Below are 19,810 nucleotides of genomic sequence, written 5' to 3'. Positions count from 1 at the left end.
TGAATGTAGTTTAAAAAATTACTTTATATTTAAGAAAAAAATTTGTTAGTAAGATTTTTTTCATTCATCTTCAAGTATTTTATCATGAAATAGTATAATATAATATATCTTAAATCTTTAATATATATTTTATCTTTTTTCTATACTACAATTGAATTCATTATGATTATCTAGACCTATATTTCAACTGTATTGGAACTTTTAAGCATGTATAAATTTATTTTTTCCAAATTTTTTTAATTAATATTATAATAATTTATATAGATACACTTTTTATATACAATAACATAAAAACAAAAAAAAATATAATCAAATCAAATAAGAAAGGAGAATAATAAAATGTCTGAAAAAACAAAAGTAATGTGTTTAATTGATGGTGAACACTACTTTCCAGTAACAAAATCAGCAGTAGATCAATTAACTCATGATGGGTATGATATACAAGTACTACTATTAATTGGTGGTACAGAAAAGGTACGTACAAGTAATGTTGATGTAATATCAGAATTCTTCAATAAAAAAGTAGTAATGTGTCATGACCACTTTGATATTCCATATGATGAAATTGAAAAATTAATTGATGAATATGATATTGAAATGGTAATAGACTTATCAGATGAACCTGTGGTAAACTATGTTAAAAGATTTAAAATAGCATCTGTAGTACTATCAAAAGGTGCAATATATAAAGGACCTGACTTCCAATTTGATCCATTAGTTGAATATGATGTACTAAAAAATCCATCATATAAGATAATAGGAACAGGTAAAAGAATTGGAAAAACAGCAATATCAGCATATACAGCACGACTTATAAATGAAGAAGATGAATTTAACCCATGTATAGTAGCAATGGGACGGGGAGGTCCTGAAATACCTGAGATTGTAAAAGGAAATAAAATTAAACTAACACCAGAATATCTTATGGAACAATCAGATAAAGGACTTCATGCTGCTTCAGATCACTGGGAAGATGCACTAATGAGCCGTGTATTAACAGTTGGATGTCGTCGATGTGCAGGTGGAATGGCAGGACGTGTATTTAAAACTAACATGGTAAGTGGAGCTAGAATGACAAATGCACTAGATACAAACTTAGTTGCAATAGAAGGAAGTGGATCTGCAATACCACCTATTAAAACAAACAAACAAATAGTACTAGTTGGTGCAAATCAGCCAATTGAAACACTTATAAGTTACTTTGGACCATATCGTATAAAACTAGGTGATCTTATAATTGTAACAATGTGTGATGAACAAACATGTCCAAAAGCAAAACTTGACATACTACTTGATGAAATACGTAGTATAAATCCTGATGTTGAAGTAATACCAACAATATTTAGACCTGCACCAGTAGAATCAATAAGTGGACGAAATGTATTATTTGCAACTACAGCACCTGAATCTGTACAACCAATATTAAAAGAGTATCTTGAGGATAATTATGATTGTAATGTTGTTGCAATATCATCACATCTATCAAACAGACCATTACTACAAAAAGATATTGAAGATAATATCGATAAGGTAGATGTAATGTTAACAGAACTAAAAGCAGCAGCTGTAGATGTTGCAACAAAAGATGCATTATCACATAACTTGGAAGTTGTATACTGTGATAATATACCAATACCACTTGATGATAGCCAAGATCTTAAAAAATCAATTATGAAACTAGTATATGAAGCAGTCGAAGATTATGAAAACTAGTTTAACCACCCTTTATTTTTTTAACTTTTTTTTTATTTTTTAATTTTAAACCATAAAGTATTTATATAATATCAAACACCTTTAATATAGATAAGTATATAAATATATGAAAAATAGAATTATAAAACAGATAGAAAAAAATCAATTAAACATATAAGAATATCTTAGTTAATTATTTTCATCAAATAAAAAAAGTTTTATTATTTTTAAAAAGAAAAATATTTTTTTTATTTTTTTATTATTCAATCTACAAATATAACCAAATTTAAAGATAAAAGAAAATTATTTTTTAATCCATAAAAAAAAATATAAAACAAAATGAAAAAAAAGGGTTTTTTTACTTTTATATTATAAGAAAAATCTTTAATATGTGTAAAAAAAAGTATTTTATTTAAAAAAAATTTAATATTGTTCAAACAGTCTACTAAATATTTGAAATAAAGAAATAATTTTTTTATAAATAGAAAAAACACAAAATTTTTCTTAAAATAAAAAAAAGGAAAATAACCTGGAGGATAATTAAGATGGCACAAAACTCACAACAACCATTAATAATTCTAGCAGATGGTTCATCAAGAACAATTGGAAGCCAAGCAACTAGAAACAACATAATGGCAGCAAAACTATTATCCAACGTACTAAGAACAACACTTGGTCCAAGAGGAATGGACAAAATGCTTATAAACTCAATTGGTGATGTAAAAATAACCAATGATGGATACACCATACTCAAAGAAACAGAACCTGATCATCCAGCAGCACAAATGATCGTAGATCTTGCTAAAAAACAGGAAAGTGAATATGGAGATGGAACAACAACAGCAGTAGTACTAGTTGGAGAATTACTAAAACAAGCAGAAAAACTTTTTGAAGATGGACTTGACACACCACTAATAGCAAAAGGATATGAAGCAGCACGTGATAAAGCAATAGACGTACTTGATGAAATTGCAATACCAGCAACACGTGAAGCACTAATAAAAGTTGCAAGAACCTCAATGTCCGGAAAAGGATCATTCTCAAACCTTGATACAATGGCAGAACAACTCGTAGATGCACTTCTTGATGTTGCAGAAGATAATAAAGTTGACTCTGACATGATCAAAATAAGAAAAATCCACGGTGAAGGAACAGAAAGTACAGAAATCACACAAAGTGTAACAGTAGATAAAAGCGTAGTAGAATCAGAAATGCCAAAAGATGTTAAAAACGCTAAAATTGCACTACTACAATATCCACTAGATGCACGTGAACTACAAAATGATGCAAAAATCAAAATTACAACACCAGGAGAATACCAAGACTACCTTGATGCAGAAGAAGAAATGCTCAAAGAAGAAGTACAAAAAATAGTAGACTCTGGTGCAAATGTATTATTTAACAACAAAAAAATTAGTGATCTTGGACAACACTTCCTAAATCAAGCTGGAATCATGACAGCAAAACGTGTAAAAGCAGGAGATCTTGAAAGATTAGCAAAAGCAACAGGAGCAAAAATAGTAAACAATGTACGTGAACTAACCTCTGATGATATTGGAGAAGCAGAACATGTATATGAACGTGAAGTATATGAAGATCGTGAATATATCTTCATTGAAGGATGTAAAAATCCTGGAGTACTAAATATTATTGTTAGAGGAAGTACCAAATACGTTACAGATTCACTTGAACAAGCAATAAATAATGCAATAGGAGCAGTATCACGTGCAATGGCAGAAGATAAAGTTCTTCCTGGAGGAGGAGCAGCAGATATAGCTGTATCTAAAGCACTTAGAAAATACGCAAATAAATTTGATGATAAAGAACAACTAGCAATAGTTGCATATGCACAAGCACTAGAAGAACTCCCAGTAGCATTAGCAGAAAATGCTGGAATGGACACAATTGATGTAATAGTAGATCTTCTATCAGCAAATGAAACTTCACCAAACATGGGAGTAAATGTAATAAAACGTGAAGTAGCAGACATGCAAGAAGAAGGAATACTAGAATCACAAGCAACAAAAGTAGCAATCATTGATGCAGCAACATCAGTATCAGTAGAAATACTAAGAATTGATGATGTAATAGCAGCAAAAGCAATGACTCCAGTAGGCGGAGACATGCCAGGAACACCAAATCCATGGATGTAAAGCTAATAATAGAAGTATAGTTAAATTTCGAAAATAACAACTACCAAACTTCCCATCACCACCCTATTATCTTATTTTTTTTTAACAAATTATAAAGACAATACTTAAAATAAAAATTTTTCTATATACTTTTAAATTTAAATAAGATTATCTTTTTCTAGAAGCTATTATTTGACTACTCTATTTTTTTTTATAAATATTGTTAATAATTATTAAATTAATAATATAATATTATAAAAGATACAATCAAAAAAAAGTATATGGAATTGATAATTTATATTAATAAAAATAATAATCAAATAAAATAGGAGGATTTGGAATATAATGTTAGAAATAGTAGAACTTAAACGGGAAGATTTTCCAAAATATACTCAGAGAATTCAGATGGATTCATCTGATGTGATTATGCCAGTACAAGAAATTATTGAAAATGTACGAAAAAATAAGGATCAAGCACTTCATGATTATACTTTAAAATTTGATAAAGCAGATATTAAAGACTTTAAAGTAGCACAAGAAGATATTCAAAAAAGTATTGAAAATATTGATCCTAAATTACGTGTAGCATTAGAAAATGCAGCAGAAAATATTGCAAAATTCCATGAAGCACAAATACCAGAAGAATGGACTATGGAAATACAAAAAGGTGTAAAAGCAGGACAAATCATAAGACCACTTGAAAAAGTAGGATGTTATATCCCTGGAGGACGTGCTGCATATCCATCATCAATATTAATGACTGTAATACCAGCAAAAATTGTGGGAGTTAAAGAAATTATATGTTGTACACCACCAGATCAAGATGGAAATATAAGTGATGAAATACTTGCAGCAGCAAAAATAGCAGGAGCAACACAAATATACAAAGTAGGTGGAGCACAGGCAATTGCTGCAATGGCATATTCAACAGAAACTATACCATCAGTTGATAAAATTGTAGGACCTGGAAACATCTTTGTAGCAACAGCAAAAAAACTTGTATATGGAGATGTAGATATAGAATTCTTTGCAGGACCATCTGAGATGCTAGCATTAGCTGATGAAACAGCAAATCCTGAATATATGGCAGCAGAACTATTAGCACAAGCAGAACACGATCCAAATGCAGCAACAATAATGGTAACTACATCAAGAAAACTTGCAGAAGATACACTAAAAAGCTTAGATGAACAACTACAAGATGCACCAAGACGTGAAATAATTGAGGAATCTCTTACAAACTATGCACACATACTAGTTGCAGATTCAATGGAGGATGCAATAACATTCACAAACCTTTATGCACCAGAACACCTTGTAATTGTAACAAAAGACCATTATAAAACACTTGAAGAAATTGATAATGCAGGATCAATATTCCTAGGAAATCTAACACCAGTAGCAGGTGGAGATTATGGATCTGGAACAAACCACGTACTACCAACAAGTGGGGGAGCACGAATGTATTCTGGATTATCAGCAGATTCATATCTTAAAAAACCAACAATACAAGAATTAACAGAAGAAGGAGTACTAAACATAGAGGCAATGGTACGAAATCTTGCTGAAGCTGAAGGACTATATGCACACGCTGAATCTATCAAAAAACGAGCAGATGATGTAAGAAAATAGAGTAATAGATAATTTTAAATTAACCACCTTTACTTATTTTTTTTATATATTCTATATTAAATAAAACTAATTTTTATTAGTGATAAGAAAGATATATAATTATTATTACTAAAAATTTAATAGAATTTTTATTTTTTTTAACATTAAAAATCAAATTAATATAAATTATATTAACAATTATTTAGGTGAAAGACATTGACAGACATATTTGAAAAATCAAAAAGAACACACTATTCAAACGAAGTAACACCTGAAATGGCTGGTGAAACAGTACAAATTACAGGATGGGTACATGAAATTCGTGACCTTGGTGGAATTGTTTTTGTACTTATACGTGATAAAAATGGTATAACACAACTTACAGCACCAAGTAAAAAATTATCAGAAGAAATGATGGAAGATGTAAGAGCAGCACGTAAAGAAACAATAGTTTCTGTAACAGGTAAAGTTCAAGAATCTCCAAAAGCACCTAATGGTGTTGAAATTATACCTGATAATATTGATATTATTAATGTATCACAACTTCCATTACCTCTTGATACAACAGAAAAAGTAGATGCAGAAATGGATACAAGACTTGATTCTCGTTTCATGGATCTTAGAAAACATGATGTTAGTGCTATATTTAAAATTAAAAGTCAAATGTTACACACAACACGTAACTACTTCTATGATCATGATTTCACAGAAATTACAACACCAAAACTTGTAGCATCAGCAACAGAAGGTGGAACAGAACTTTTCCCTATCACATACTTTGAAAAAGAAGCATTCCTAGGACAAAGTCCACAACTTTATAAACAAATGATGATGGGTACAGGACTTGACCGTGTATTTGAAATTGGTCAAATATTCCGTGCAGAAGAACATGATACACTAAGACACTTAAATGAAGCATTATCTATTGATGCTGAAATGTCATTTAAAAGTCAACAAGATGCTATGGATTTACTAGAAGATCTTATTCGAAATATTCTAGCTGATATTTCAGATAAATGTAGAGGAGAACTTGAAGATCTTGAACATCCTCTTGATGTACCATCTGAACCTTTCCCTGTAGTTCCATATGAACGTGTTATTGATATTGTAAATAGTCATGATGTTGAAATGAACTATGGTGAAGATTTAAACCGTGCTGCTGAAAAAGTATTAGGAGAAGAAATGGGTAGTTACTACTTTATTACAGAATGGCCTTCTGCTATTAAACCTTTCTATGTAATGCCTAATGTTGCAGAACCAGAAAAAAGTACAGCATTTGATTTAATGTATCGTGATCTTGAATTATCTAGTGGTTCACAACGTGTACATGATTATGAAACACTTTATAATCAACTAGAAGCTAAGGATTTAAATCCTGATTCATTTGAAAAATACTTAGAAGCATTCAAATATGGTATGCCACCACACTCAGGATGGGGAATGGGAGCAGACAGACTTACAATGGTTTTAACTGGTGTTAAAAATATTCGTGAAACTGTTTTATTCCCAAGAGATAGAAGACGACTTACACCATAGATGTGTAATTTATTCTTTAATCTCCAACTTTTTTTTTCTAATTTTTTTTTTAACAATAACTTTATTTAATAATAATTAAATACAATAGTATTAACTATAATTTTTTTTTGTGGGGTTCTAATTTTAAATGAAAAGAGTATCTAATGAAAAAGTATTTGATGATATAAAAATTAAAGATGAATTCCTACCTTTCCTTGAAGTTGAGGATATGGTAGGGGGTAAGAAGCTTATTATTGATCATCCATTTAATGGGCGTGTTGAAGTAGATTTTTATGATGTTTTACCAGAAATTAGGTTTATTGAAACTAAATCACATCATGAATCTAGTGATTCAAATTATCAAGACTTATTTTTCTTTAATAATCCAAATCTTGTTATAATGAATTGTATTATCAAAGGAACATGTCAAGTGCCTGTGGGTGATGATAAGTATGTATTTTTAAAAGATGGTGATATGAATATCTTCCACATCCAGGAAAGTTATAAAACACTAAATTATGGGGAAGATACCCATATATTATTCATAATTCTTAGACGAAGTTATGGAAGTAGCCTTAAATTAAAAGATCCATTAAATATTTCAAGAACAATTAATGATCTCTTTGGAATAGTTTATCGTCATAGTAATTTAATATATTATAACAACAGACAAATAAAAGAAATACTTGAACAAATAGTAAATTTCCAACCTGCAGTATCAAATACAAAAACAACATACCAACTGATAAAATTCCTAGAACTCATGATACACGTATATAACTTTGATATACCTGAAGAAAATCTAAAACAACACACATATACAGATTCACAAATACGAGTAGTAAGAAAAATTAAAAACATGATATCACGTAACATATCAAGCTATGACTCTGTAGAAAGCTTATCTCAACAATATGGAATAAATTCAACAACACTAAAAGCATGCTTTAAAGAAATGTATGGAAAACCAATATACTCATGGTATCGCTCATATAAATTCCAAAGAGCAAAAGAACTAATTAAAAATACAGACTATACAATCTCAAAAGTAGCAAACATGATAGGATATAAAAATAGTAGTAAATTTTCCAAGGCATTCAAAGAACAATTTGGAGTACTACCCTCAGCATATCGTAAAAAAAAGAAAAAATAACACCATCTACCATTAATTTCCTAATTTCTAATCTTTTTTTATTATACATTTACCACATAAGATCTTAAAAATAGTTAAATAATTATATAAGATGAAACTATCAAAATAATATAATATAATAAAAATTTTATGAAAAAAATTCAACAAAACACTAAAAGCAAATTAGAAGAGTTGAAAAAAATTTTTCTCAAATTTTTTACAATAAAAAAAAATTAAATAAGTACAAAAAAAATTCTAAAAAATATATGTGAATTATCCAAAAAAAATAGTATGGGAGGAGAATTTTTCATGTCAGATGAAAAGAACACACAACAACCAATAGAAGATGAAGAAGTAGTGGAAGTAGAAGAAAACAACCAACCAGAGCTTGATAACACACCAAAAGATGAAGATGAAACAAACATCTTTCAAGAAGAAAAACAACTATTTGAATTAACAGAAGATATAACATTCCAAGATTTAAATGAAGAACAACAAGATGAACTAATAGAACAATTAAATCCAAACTTATATGATCTATACATATATGATGCTGATATAGATCCACAAATACTTGAAAAATATGAAGTAGGACAATATTTATACCAACCAAGTGATATATACACAACTCGACTACTTACAGATCCAATACGAAACACAAGATATGCAATACTATCAAAAGAATTTCAACAAATACCAGATGATGAATTAGTTGAAGAATACCAAGACATAGATCTATCAGTATCAGGAGTGCTAAATTGCTTTAAAATTGTAAGCATAGAATCAGATGAAGAATTAATGCTAATAACATTACTACATTATAACAGCTTTGAAGAATTAGTACTAAAAGATCACATGACTGAAATTGAAGAAAAAGCATCTAAAATGGCAGATGACATGATACAAACACATGAATACATAGAAACAGACATAAATCTTGAACCAATAAATTATAAAATACCAACAGCAATAGGAATAAATAACAGAGAATCAGGACTAAAACCATACACTAAAGGACAACTTATATTTTATCTTAGTGTACTTTCAGCAATATATGAGAAAAAAGGACTTGAAGATGTATTTGCATTTACAGATGAGTATGATATAGCAAATATCATAAATATTTATCAAAACTCAGTAGATGAACTAAAAAATATAGATATTGTAGATGATGATGAATATGACCTAGAAAAATTAAAAATATCACAAGCATACGTAAATACAATAATAAATAGTCTAGAATTATCAGAACAACTTGAACCTGAAGAATTAAAAGGTAGAATCTCAAAAAACTTCGAGAAAAAGGATGCAAAAGAACAAATAGCAGAAATAAGTAATATACTAGATATATCAGAAGATAAATTACGTGAACTGATAAATTTAAAGTAGAAAAAAATTTTTTTAGTTAAATAAACTTAATTTAACCCTCCTTTCTTTTTTTAACAATTTTCAAATTATGTTGATAAATTAGTTTAGGTTTATTAAAAATTAGTAAAATATATATTAAAACTTACATAAAAATAATTATGTTAGTTAATTTAAAACTAATAATATAATAATAAGGTGATAAATATGGCAGTTTACAAAATAGGAGATAATTGTGTAGCATGTGGATTATGTATGGAAGCATGCCCAGTTAATTGTATTTCAGAAGGAACTCCTTACGTAATCGATGATTCAACTTGTGTAGGATGCGGATTATGTGCAGATGCATGTCCTGTACAAGCAATTGAAGAAGTAGCATAAGTGCTATTTCTTTCTTTTTTAACTTTTTTAATAATAAGAAAATTATAATTATTATATTATTAGGACTTTTTAGGTGAAATTACGATATTTTACTTTTAAAACTTTTTTTCAAAAAATAATTTAAAAAAATTTAATTCTATTTTTTTCTCTAAAATAAGAAATAATTCATACTTTTTATAAAAATAAAAAACTTACTATAAAATCTATTTTTTTCATAATTAAATAAAATATATGAATCTACTAAAAAAAATTAATAAAAAAATAAGTAGGTGGTTATGTGTATATTTTTATATAAAAAATCTATTTTAGCTATTATTTAATTTCAGAAAGTTGTTTTCCACCAACTCCAACATTATCTGCCTCATTTTCTATTATAAGAACATTTATTGTGTTTATTGGCATATTATATATGTCTGCTGCAGTTTGTGATACTTTTTCAATTAGTTCTTTTTTTACTTCTTTACTTATTCCTGCTGGACCTTCTATTGTTATTACTGGCATTTTTTGATTTCTCCTATACTTTTTGTATTATCTATTTGTATATGAAGAATAATATTTAAAAGTTTATTCTATAAAAAAAAGTTTTTTATTATAAAAAAAAGAGAGGTTAAGAAGGGAATATATGATTATTTATCACTATTCCAGTATATTGCACCATAAATTACACAGATTATGGTTACTATGATACATGAAAGATATGCTGCTATGATCATTGGGTCTGTTAGTCCTAGAAATTCCATTTTTAATCCACATCTCCTTTTGTATCATCATATTTAAACATTTGATCAATTTCTTTTTCTTCATCTTTTGTATTGTGTGTTAGTAGTGATACTACAACTGTAAATACAAATGCAAGTGGTAATGCTATAACCATTGGATCTACATATGGCCATGGCATACTTGTAAATAGCACACTTGATCCTGTTAGTGCTTTTGCTATTCCTAATCCTGCTGCTTCTTTTTGGTGAGTGAAGATTAGACAAAATAGACTTATGAGTGTTCCACTAATAATTCCTGCAATTGCACCTTCTTTTGTTGTACGTTTCCAGAATAATGCACAAATATATACAGGTAAAAATGCTGCTGCACATATTCCAAAGAATATACTTGTACCTTGTGCTACAATATTACCAGGTAGTAGGTATGCAAGTATTACAGCTATTATGATTGCAATTAGTATTCCTATCCTATTTATTGATAGATTGTGTTTTTTTGAATCTTTAAGTCCACCATATACATCATAAGCAATGGAAGATCCTTGTACGTGGAATTGTGTACTAATTGTACTCATAGCAGCAGATAATAGTGTTAGCATGAAGACGTATGTAAACCATTTTGGCATTGATGAGTTAATAAATGTTGGAATGATTTTATCCACATTTCCTCCTGCTGCCTGTATTGCTATTTGTCCACTTGTCTGGAAGAAGTATACATTTGATAATGTTCCAACAATATATGCTGTGAATGTTGTTACAAATATAAATATTCCACCAACAAGTACTGCACGATTTAATTCTTTATTTGATTTTACTGTCATAAAACGTACTGCAAGTTGTGGTTGTGCTATTGCTCCAACACCTACACCTAGAATAATTGATGAAACAAGATTCCACCAGAATGGTGATCCCATTGCAGGGAAAGTTGTCCAACCTGTAGCACCTGTTGCTTTTGAAGCTTCTGGAAATAGTGGTGCCATTTGTGTAAGAGCTTGATGAGCTTCTGTAACTCCACCTAGCATCCAATATATACTTACAAGTAGTATAAGCATTCCAACAAACATGATAGTACCTTGTAGTGCATCTGTATACATTACACCTTTAAGTCCTCCGAATATTACATAGAATCCAATTATAATTGCAAGTACAATGATACAGATTGTAAAATCAACATTTATTGTTGTTTCAAGAAATCTGGCAGCTCCAATAAGAACACTAGCCGCATATATCGGCATAGCACAAAATATTAAAGCTCCACTAAAATATTGTATAAATCGACTGTTAAATCTTTTTGATAAGAATTCTGGAAATGTTAAAGCATCTAAGTATTGTCCCATTTTACGTGTTTTCTTACCAAATACAACAAATGCTAGGAATATACCAACAGCAATGTTTAAACAAACAAGCCATAATATACCCATACCATTAGTACCGGCAAGACCACCAAAACCAACAATAGCGGCTGTACTTATAAAAGTAGCACCATAACTTAGAGCCATTATATATGAGTTTGTTTCTCGTCCTGCAACAAGATAGTCTTCTGATGTTACTGTACGTTTATAAGCAACATATCCGACGAGAATCATTAAAGCTACATATATAAAAATAAGTAGTAATAATAAATTATCCATATTGTTTTTCCGCCTTTTTTTTGTAGTGTTTATTTAAAAAAAATAGTTAAAAAAAGATATTATTCTTTTTTCCTTTGGTTATAATAATAGTATATGTAAAAACTAGAATTTATTATTTTAGCAAAAAAAAGTCTAATTTTATAAAATATGTCTAATTTAAAAATAGAAAGTTTAAGTGGAATATAATATATTTTTTTTTATAAAAAAAATTAAAATGGTGAGGAGAAAATATTTTGTATTTAATAGGAAAATTTATTTTTTCATGCTACTTTATGTCATTGTAGCTCCATCTACTGATAGTATTGCTCCTGTTATGTATGATGCTTTGTCACTTGCTAAAAATACAAATGCATTTGCTATATCTTCAGGTTGTCCCATGCGTTGAAGAGGTATTGTTGCACATATTTTTTCAACTAAATCATCAGGTAAGTTTGCTACCATGTCTGTTGCTATTACTCCAGGTGCTACTGCATTTACACGTATTTGGTATTTTCCTAGTTCTCGTGCTAGGGATTTGGTAAGTCCATTTACTGCAAATTTTGATGCTGGATAACTACATCCACTTGATTGTCCATAGAGTGATACCATTGAACTTGTGTTAAGAATTACTCCTTTTTCTTGGTTTTTCATTACTTCTACTGCTGCTTTTGAGCATATGTATACAGCATTAACATTTAAGTCTATTGTTTTTTCAAATTCTTCAACACTTAACTCTTCGATTGGTTCTTTTTCTGATACTCCTGCATTATTTACGAGTATGTCTATTTTTCCGTATTTGTCAACTATTTCGGTGAATGCTTTTTCTACTTCATCATATTCTGTGATTTTAGGATACATTCCTTCTACTGGGTAGTCTGGGTTTATATCATTAAGTTTTGCTAGTGCTTTGTCTACTGATTCTTGTCTTGATCCAAAGAGTACTACTTTACATCCATTTTCTAGGAATTCTTTTACTGTTGCAAATCCTATTCCTCTTGTTCCACCTGTTACTACTGCTACTTTATCTTTTAACATGATATTTCAAAGTCTCCTTTTATAGTTTGATATTTATACTTATTAATAATTACATATATAAATCTAATGATAATTAATGATAAATTAATAAAAATAATAAAAAAAGTAATAATTATGTATGGATGTTATTATAAAAAAAATAAACTTTAATAAAAAAATAGATTATAAAAGAAGGTTAGATTTTATAGGAAGAATATATTATTCTTTCCTACTTTTTTTTTTATTCTGTTTTATCGATATTTTCGATTTCAGGATCTGCATCATAGTTTTTAATCAAGCGTCTTATGTATAATGATGCCCATCCGAAGCTTATGAATCCTCCAATGAGACCACCAATAGTTACACCGAAGTATACACCATATGCTCCCCAGCCAAATACTATTCCAAATAGGTATGATAGAATTACTTCACATAAAAGTGATCTTATAATTGTTAGACATAATGATGTTGTTCCTTTTCCTACACCTTGGAATATCATTGCTGATATCATTCCTAGACATATACTGTATATGAATATAATCATTATTCTAATAATTTCAGCAATCATTGGTGCTAGTGATGCACTTGAGCTATATGCAAATACCATACTTATTTGTGGTGCAAATATGAAGAATAATATTGCCATTATAGTTGCTGATATTAATCCTAGTTTTAATGTGTATGTAAATGAATTTTTAACTTTAATGTAGTTTCGTGCTCCATATGCTGCTCCAGCTACTGTTAGAAGTGCTGTTCCAAATCCCATAAGTGGAATATTTGCAAGTTGTATGAGTCTTAATGCTGCTGTATATGCTGCTACTGCAACTGTCCCTGCTGTAGTTACTAATATCCAGTTTTCTACTATTCCTAGAATACTAAATATTAAGTTTTCTGCTGTTGATGGTATTGCTATGTTTAATATTCCAGTTACAAGTTTTGTTTCATAGTGGAAGTTTTTAAATGATATATCAAGATATGTATCTTTTTTATAATGCATCCAATATATTAGTACAAAACAACTTACTGTTGCTGAAAGTACTGTAGCCCATGCTGCACCTGATATTCCCATTCCCATTACGTAGATAAATATTGGGTCAAGTATTATGTTTAGTATTGCTGTTACAGCCATTGCATACATTGCACGTTTAACATCTCCTTCTGATCTTAGAAGTGCTGTTCCTACGTTACTGTAGATAAATACTATCATTAATCCAAATATTATGTATCCATATTCTAGTGCTGTTTGTGTTGATGATCCTGCTCCCATTACTTCAAGTATTTGAGGTAGAATTAGACACATTATAATTGCACCTAATATTGATATTATAAGTGTTAATACTAAACTATGTGCTGCTGTGTTATTTGCTTCTTCATAGTTCTTAGATCCTATAAATCGTGCTATTACACTGTTTGCTCCTGCTCCTATTCCATTTCCTAGTCCTACTAGTATCATAAATAATGGTGTTATAAATCCTATTGCTGCTAGTGCATCGGCTCCAAGTCCTGCTACCCATATACCATCTGCTAGGTTATATGCCATTATGAGGAACATACTAACCATCATTGGCCATGCGAGTTGTTTTATTGCTTTTTTATGGTCTCCAAGAACTAATTCTATATTACTATTTTTTCCTTTAGTTGGTTCTGGCAATTTATTCCTCCTGTTTTTCATTTATTTCTTCTGAATTTTTTATAATTTTAAATAATATTTCTATGAATTCATCTTTTTGAATGACATCTTTTATGATTTGATTTTCATATCGGATTTTCTCTCTATAGATATTTTTTGCTAGTTTGCGTCCTTTGGTAGTGAGTTTAATTTTATTTTGACGTCTGTTTTCATTATCTTCTTGTCTTTCTATTAGTCCTTCTTCTTCTAGTTTCCTTAGATATCTTGTTGCTAATGCGTTGTCTATGTATAGTTTTTTTACAAGATCTTTTTGATATATGAAGTCATCATATCCTAGTAGCATTATTAGTAGTGGTGCGTGTGCTATTGTTATATTGTTTTGTTTTAGTGATTTGTTGAAGTATATTTTCTGATTTTTTAGAAATAGTGAGAAGAGAAATCCTATTGATATGTTTTCGGGGTTTTTACAAGAATTTTTCATATTTTTTCTCCAAAAAAATAAAAGAAAATTATTTCTCCTTTTTTCTGTCAGTTTTTTGATTTCATTTTATATATATGTTAAATTTGATATATAAAACTTTTGACAAAGTAAATAATTAACTTTTTAAAATATTTAAAAAAACAAAAATTAAAAAAAACAAAATTTAACTTTTTTATATTAATTCAATAAATTTTCTATTAAAAAAAGAAAATGGTGGTGAGTAAAAAAAAATTATTTTTTTTCTTATTTGATTTCATCAACTATCATAGGATCTGGTCTATAATCACGAATTAATCGTCTGATACTTACCATAACCCAAGTAACACTTATGAATCCTCCAATTATACCACCAATTACAAGTCCTAAATATACTCCAAATTCTCCCATATGCATAACAATAGCAAATAAATATGCTAGAATAATTTCACATATTAAAGCTCGAATAATGGTTAGAGTAAGTGATGTTGTTCCACGTCCAAGTCCTTGATAAAGCATAGCTGAAATATTACCAAGAGCTACACTATAGATTAAAAATACAAGTATTCTTATTGCTGATGCTATTTGTGGTGCAATATTACTACTTTCACCATATGCAAATATCATACTTATATCAGGTGCAAATATTAAAAATACTACAACCATAATTGTTGTTGTAATAAGACCAAGTTTTATTGTATATCTATATGCATCCTTAATTTTCTGAACATTACATGCTCCATATGCTGCTCCTATAATTGTAAGAAGTGCAGTTGAAAATCCTATAAGTGGAATACCACCTAATTGAATAAGACGCATTGTTGCTGTATATGTTGCTACAGCAGTAGTTCCTGCTGAAATTGTAAGTATAAGATTTATACTTATCATTAAAATACTTGATATTAAGTTTTCTGTTGAAGCTGGAATTGTTACATTTAGTATTCTTTTAATAATACTACGTTTATACTTAAAATTTCTTAGTGTTACATTAAGATATGTGTCTTTTTTATAAAGTATCCAATAGCTTAGTATGATACAACTAAGTGAAGCTGATATAACTGTTGCATATGCAGCTCCACGAATACCAAATCCAAGTACATATATCATAATAGGATCAAGTATAATGTTAATTATTGCAGTTGTAGCTGTTGCATACATTGCACGTTTAACATCACCTTCAGATCTTAAAATAGCAGTACACACATGATTAAATAAAAATACAATCATAAATGTAAAGATAATATATCCATATTCAAGTGAAAATTCTAAGTCATGAGCTGCACCCATCCATATAAGAATCGATGGAAGTGCAATATACATGAAAATAGCACCCACTACTGATATTACTACTGTTAAAAACAAACCATGAAGAGCTGTGTTATTTGCCTGATCATAACATTTAGATCCAATATAACGAGCAATAAGACTATTTGTCCCAGCTCCAATACCATTTCCAAGACCTATAATTATCATAAATAATGGTGTTATAAATCCTATTGCTGCTAGTGCATCAGAACCAAGTCCTGAAACCCATATACTATCAGCCAGGTTATATGCCATCATAAGAAACATACTCATCATAAGAGGTAATGCTAGTTTCTTCACTGCTGTTTTATAATCTCCCAGTACTAATTCAACATTACTATTTAGTTCTTTTTTCACATCTGCCATATTTTAACCCCCTATATTTTTTTTACATGTTGTATTTTTTTGTTTTAATTATTATATAAAAAAAACAGTGTTAATGATGTTAAAATATTTAATTAAAAAAAAAAGATTCTAGAAAAAATAGTTGACTAATCACTAAAAAAAGAAAGGGGGAGCTTAGACATATATTACAAGTGTAAAAAAAAGAAAGATTGAATGGATAATATTTATAAGAATTTAAAATTCATATAAACATTTTGAATTTATTATTTCACATGTTAATTTACTGTAAAATATATACTACAATACTAAATTTCTAATTAATCTATTAATTTATTTCTTATTTCATAGCTTCCATTACGTTTGTGTGGTGTACGTAAAACTGAGTTATATGATTTTTCAAGTTCACGAGCTTCTCGTGCTAGTTTTGCTGCGGTTGTTATCATTTCATGTGCTGAACTTACAAGTGGTACATAACGATTTGGATCTTTTATTTTAAAACATGCTGTTGCATCTATTTCTGATACATCACATGCTATTTTGTATGCTGCTATTGCTTTGCTTTTTGCATATGGATTATTAAATCCTGCCATATCTACAGCATCTTCTGCTTCTATTATAATTTCAGGTAGTGTGATTGTTTTTTCATTTTTGATTTGTTCAATTATTTCATCAATCTTTGTGTGTATTAGTCTAAATACGCCTGTTATTGCTAGTACTTGTATGATGTCAGCATTAAATATTGCCATTTCTGTTGGATCTAGGAATTCGCGTCTTGCTCCTATCATTGGATCTCCTTTAATTAGAATGTATCCAAGGTTCTGTTGTTTCATCTCATCAATACATCTGATTCCTGGTGAATCTCCTATTATTATTGATGGTGTTTTTATTTCTGATAGTACTTCACGAGCTAGTTTTGGTCCTCCTACACTTGGATTTGGGCTTATAAATATGATTAGGTCAAATTCATTTTCTATTATGTAGGGCATTATGTTGTGAACTTCATTTTTTCCCATCTTAGCTCCGCTACTAAATGTTTTTACATCTATATCTTCTCGATCTGCTCGTTCATCTAGTATTAAGTCTACTACTGGTGATGTTCCTATATTTCCTATTTTTAGTATTCCGATTTTTATAACCATTATTATTCACATCTATAAAAATAATTTTTTTTATTCTATTTTTTTTTCTTATTCTAATGCTTTTTGTGTAAAGTTATATGCAAATTCTGGGATGCATGCTGTATGTGTGTGTATGTAGCTTGCAACTGTATTATTTTTAAGCAGTCCATCATACATGCCATTTATTCCTACTCCACGTTTCATTTTAAATGCAAAATCATTAGGATTATTTCCTGTATATTCAACTTTTGAATAATGGAATTCATGACCATGATATTCTGTATTTACAGGTAGTATTGGATTTTCTTGTGTTACTTGTGCTATTGTATAGCTTAAGCCTTGTACTTTTTTGGTAAGATTTGATTCATAGTTAAATACATCTACCATTGGCATGTTATCTATTGATTTTGTAAGATACATTAATCCTCCACATTCTGCATATATTGGATGATTGTCTTCTGAGAATTGTTTTACTGATTTAAGCATTGGTTTGTTTTCTGATAGTTCTTTTTTAAATATTTCAGGATATCCTCCACCCATGTATAGTGCATCTGCATCTGGTAGTTGTTCATCATGTATTGGACTAAAGTATATTATTTTAGCATTATTTGCTTCTAGTGCTTCTATATTTTCACGGTAGTAGAAGTTAAATGCTTCATCAAAAGGTACTGCTATTTTAGTCTTAGTTTTTGTTGTATTAGGTGACCATATTGGTGTAGTATCTTCTGAATTTATATTATTATCTGAATTTTCCATAATTTCACGTATCATATCTAAATCTAGGTTTTCAGATATTAATTCTCCCCATTTTTCTACCATATCTTTTATTGTTTCACGTTCTACTGCTGGTATTAATCCAAGATGTCTTTGTTGCATTGTAATATCAGGATTTCGTGTAATTCCACCTATTACTGGCGTATTTGTAAGTTCTTCTACTGCAGTTTTTGTTTTAAGGTAGTGTTTTTGGCTTTTAACATTATTTAATATTACACCATCTATTTGTATTTCAGGATCAAGTGCTTTAAATCCCAGTATCATAGCAGCAGCACTACGAACTAAACTTCGACTGTTAATAATAAGTACTACTGGTGCATTTAATGATTTTGCAATAGATGCTGTACTTCCAATATCATTAACTGGACTTATTCCTTCATAAAGTCCTCGTACACCTTCAATAACTCCATATTTTGCATTTGATTGTTTCATTCCATTTATGAATGATTCACGTATTTGTCCATCTGACATGAAAAATGAGTCTAAGTTACGTGATGGTATGTTTGTTGCACAGTTATGGTATGATGGATCAATATAGTCAGGTCCTACTTTAAATGATTGAATTTTAAATTCATCAGATAATGCTTTCATAATACCTGTTGATATTGTTGTTTTACCAACTCCACTGCCTGTTCCTGATAATACTATTCGTTTCATAAGAAAAATATCCCTTTGTATTTGCTTTTATTAAATTTATAAAAAAAAATTTATTTTATTATCATATTATTTTTTATAAGAAAAAGTAAAAAAAAATTAAAAATTCTAATTTTTCCAATTTTTTTTATTAAATATACTATTATATTTTAAATTTCTAAGATATAACTTTTTAAGTAATATAGATAAGAACAAAAAAAAGCAAGTGTGTAAAATTTCTTTCTTAAAAATTAATATAAGTATTATTAAAAATAAATATAAAATCTAGAATTATAATACCTAATTTAATATTAAAGTTAAAAGAAAAATTAAGGGAAAAATAAACATATAACCACCTTACCCATTTTTTTCTACTAAAA

At 29.0% G+C, this 19,810-nt stretch carries 16 protein-coding genes; 7 read left to right on the top strand and 9 right to left on the bottom strand.

Annotation, left to right across the window (positions count from 1 at the left end):
• Positions 1-339: 339 nt before the first annotated feature.
• The 7 genes from MSCUN_RS05775 (at position 340) to MSCUN_RS05745 (ending at position 9,828) form a co-directional block, all read left to right on the top strand.
• The gene (locus MSCUN_RS05775; protein ID WP_095608705.1) at positions 340-1,713 is read left to right on the top strand and encodes a P-loop NTPase family protein; all 1,374 of its coding nucleotides are present in this window, start codon (positions 340-342) and stop codon (positions 1,711-1,713) included.
• A 524-nt stretch (positions 1,714-2,237) separates the two neighbouring features.
• Positions 2,238-3,845 carry a thermosome subunit alpha gene (gene thsA, locus MSCUN_RS05770; RefSeq protein WP_095608704.1) on the top strand — a complete coding sequence of 536 codons (1,608 nt, stop codon included), beginning with the start codon at positions 2,238-2,240 and terminating at the stop codon, positions 3,843-3,845.
• Positions 3,846-4,169: 324 nt separating this feature from the next.
• Positions 4,170-5,456, top strand: coding sequence for a histidinol dehydrogenase (hisD, locus tag MSCUN_RS05765; RefSeq protein ID WP_170104086.1), 1,287 nt, complete (start codon positions 4,170-4,172; stop codon positions 5,454-5,456).
• Between the two features lie 195 nt (positions 5,457-5,651).
• Entirely contained in the window at positions 5,652-6,971 is a 1,320-nt protein-coding gene (gene aspS, locus MSCUN_RS05760; protein WP_095608703.1) for an aspartate--tRNA(Asn) ligase, read from the top strand.
• Positions 6,972-7,098: 127 nt separating this feature from the next.
• Positions 7,099-8,103: a helix-turn-helix domain-containing protein gene (locus MSCUN_RS05755; protein ID WP_095608702.1), complete on the top strand. Its 1,005-nt coding sequence runs from the start codon at positions 7,099-7,101 to the stop codon at positions 8,101-8,103.
• A gap of 288 nt (positions 8,104-8,391) precedes the next feature.
• Positions 8,392-9,471 carry a hypothetical protein gene (locus tag MSCUN_RS05750; RefSeq protein ID WP_095608701.1) on the top strand — a complete coding sequence of 360 codons (1,080 nt, stop codon included), beginning with the start codon at positions 8,392-8,394 and terminating at the stop codon, positions 9,469-9,471.
• A 183-nt stretch (positions 9,472-9,654) separates the two neighbouring features.
• A complete protein-coding gene (locus tag MSCUN_RS05745; protein WP_095608700.1) occupies positions 9,655-9,828 on the top strand; it encodes a 4Fe-4S binding protein in 174 nt (57 codons plus the stop codon).
• A 312-nt stretch (positions 9,829-10,140) separates the two neighbouring features.
• On the opposite strand, the gene dmpI is transcribed toward MSCUN_RS05745, so the two are convergent.
• From dmpI to cfbB, 9 genes are all read right to left on the bottom strand, one after another.
• A complete protein-coding gene (gene dmpI, locus MSCUN_RS05740) occupies positions 10,141-10,329 on the bottom strand; it encodes a 4-oxalocrotonate tautomerase DmpI (protein WP_095608699.1) in 189 nt (62 codons plus the stop codon).
• A 125-nt stretch (positions 10,330-10,454) separates the two neighbouring features.
• Positions 10,455-10,568, bottom strand: coding sequence for a symporter small accessory protein (locus MSCUN_RS08465; protein WP_338041731.1), 114 nt, complete (start codon positions 10,566-10,568; stop codon positions 10,455-10,457).
• 2 nt (positions 10,569-10,570) lie between these two features.
• Positions 10,571-12,175, bottom strand: coding sequence for a sodium:solute symporter family protein (locus tag MSCUN_RS05735; RefSeq protein ID WP_095608698.1), 1,605 nt, complete (start codon positions 12,173-12,175; stop codon positions 10,571-10,573).
• Positions 12,176-12,445: 270 nt separating this feature from the next.
• Complete coding sequence (locus tag MSCUN_RS05730) at positions 12,446-13,189, bottom strand: SDR family NAD(P)-dependent oxidoreductase (protein WP_095608697.1); 744 nt, start codon at positions 13,187-13,189, stop codon at positions 12,446-12,448.
• 220 nt (positions 13,190-13,409) lie between these two features.
• Positions 13,410-14,819, bottom strand: coding sequence for an MATE family efflux transporter (locus tag MSCUN_RS05725; RefSeq protein ID WP_095608696.1), 1,410 nt, complete (start codon positions 14,817-14,819; stop codon positions 13,410-13,412).
• 1 nt (position 14,820) lies between these two features.
• Entirely contained in the window at positions 14,821-15,279 is a 459-nt protein-coding gene (locus MSCUN_RS05720; RefSeq protein ID WP_095608695.1) for a MarR family winged helix-turn-helix transcriptional regulator, read from the bottom strand.
• Positions 15,280-15,522: 243 nt separating this feature from the next.
• Positions 15,523-16,926: an MATE family efflux transporter gene (locus tag MSCUN_RS05715; RefSeq protein WP_095608694.1), complete on the bottom strand. Its 1,404-nt coding sequence runs from the start codon at positions 16,924-16,926 to the stop codon at positions 15,523-15,525.
• Between the two features lie 296 nt (positions 16,927-17,222).
• A complete protein-coding gene (locus MSCUN_RS05710) occupies positions 17,223-18,044 on the bottom strand; it encodes a F420-dependent methylenetetrahydromethanopterin dehydrogenase (RefSeq protein ID WP_095608693.1) in 822 nt (273 codons plus the stop codon).
• 48 nt (positions 18,045-18,092) lie between these two features.
• On the bottom strand, positions 18,093-19,454 hold the full coding sequence (gene cfbB / locus MSCUN_RS05705; protein ID WP_095608692.1) for a Ni-sirohydrochlorin a,c-diamide synthase: 1,362 nt from the start codon (positions 19,452-19,454) through the stop codon (positions 18,093-18,095).
• Between the last annotated feature and the right edge of the window lie 356 nt (positions 19,455-19,810).

It is taken from the genome of Methanosphaera cuniculi (genome assembly GCF_003149675.1).
In the GTDB taxonomy this organism is placed as follows: domain Archaea; phylum Methanobacteriota; class Methanobacteria; order Methanobacteriales; family Methanobacteriaceae; genus Methanosphaera; species Methanosphaera cuniculi.
This window is presented reverse-complemented; position numbering and strand designations above follow the sequence as displayed.

Coding starts and splice junctions, on each gene's coding strand:
- MSCUN_RS08465 (WP_338041731.1), bottom strand. CDS start 10,568: ATGGAATTTCTAGGACTAACAGACCCAATGATCATAGCAGCATATCTT.
- MSCUN_RS05745 (WP_095608700.1), top strand. CDS start 9,655: ATGGCAGTTTACAAAATAGGAGATAATTGTGTAGCATGTGGATTATGT.
- cfbB (WP_095608692.1), bottom strand. CDS start 19,454: ATGAAACGAATAGTATTATCAGGAACAGGCAGTGGAGTTGGTAAAACA.
- MSCUN_RS05775 (WP_095608705.1), top strand. CDS start 340: ATGTCTGAAAAAACAAAAGTAATGTGTTTAATTGATGGTGAACACTAC.
- MSCUN_RS05710 (WP_095608693.1), bottom strand. CDS start 18,044: ATGGTTATAAAAATCGGAATACTAAAAATAGGAAATATAGGAACATCA.
- MSCUN_RS05730 (WP_095608697.1), bottom strand. CDS start 13,189: ATGTTAAAAGATAAAGTAGCAGTAGTAACAGGTGGAACAAGAGGAATA.
- hisD (WP_170104086.1), top strand. CDS start 4,170: ATGTTAGAAATAGTAGAACTTAAACGGGAAGATTTTCCAAAATATACT.
- thsA (WP_095608704.1), top strand. CDS start 2,238: ATGGCACAAAACTCACAACAACCATTAATAATTCTAGCAGATGGTTCA.
- dmpI (WP_095608699.1), bottom strand. CDS start 10,329: ATGCCAGTAATAACAATAGAAGGTCCAGCAGGAATAAGTAAAGAAGTA.
- MSCUN_RS05750 (WP_095608701.1), top strand. CDS start 8,392: ATGTCAGATGAAAAGAACACACAACAACCAATAGAAGATGAAGAAGTA.
- MSCUN_RS05755 (WP_095608702.1), top strand. CDS start 7,099: ATGAAAAGAGTATCTAATGAAAAAGTATTTGATGATATAAAAATTAAA.
- MSCUN_RS05715 (WP_095608694.1), bottom strand. CDS start 16,926: ATGGCAGATGTGAAAAAAGAACTAAATAGTAATGTTGAATTAGTACTG.
- MSCUN_RS05735 (WP_095608698.1), bottom strand. CDS start 12,175: ATGGATAATTTATTATTACTACTTATTTTTATATATGTAGCTTTAATG.
- MSCUN_RS05720 (WP_095608695.1), bottom strand. CDS start 15,279: ATGAAAAATTCTTGTAAAAACCCCGAAAACATATCAATAGGATTTCTC.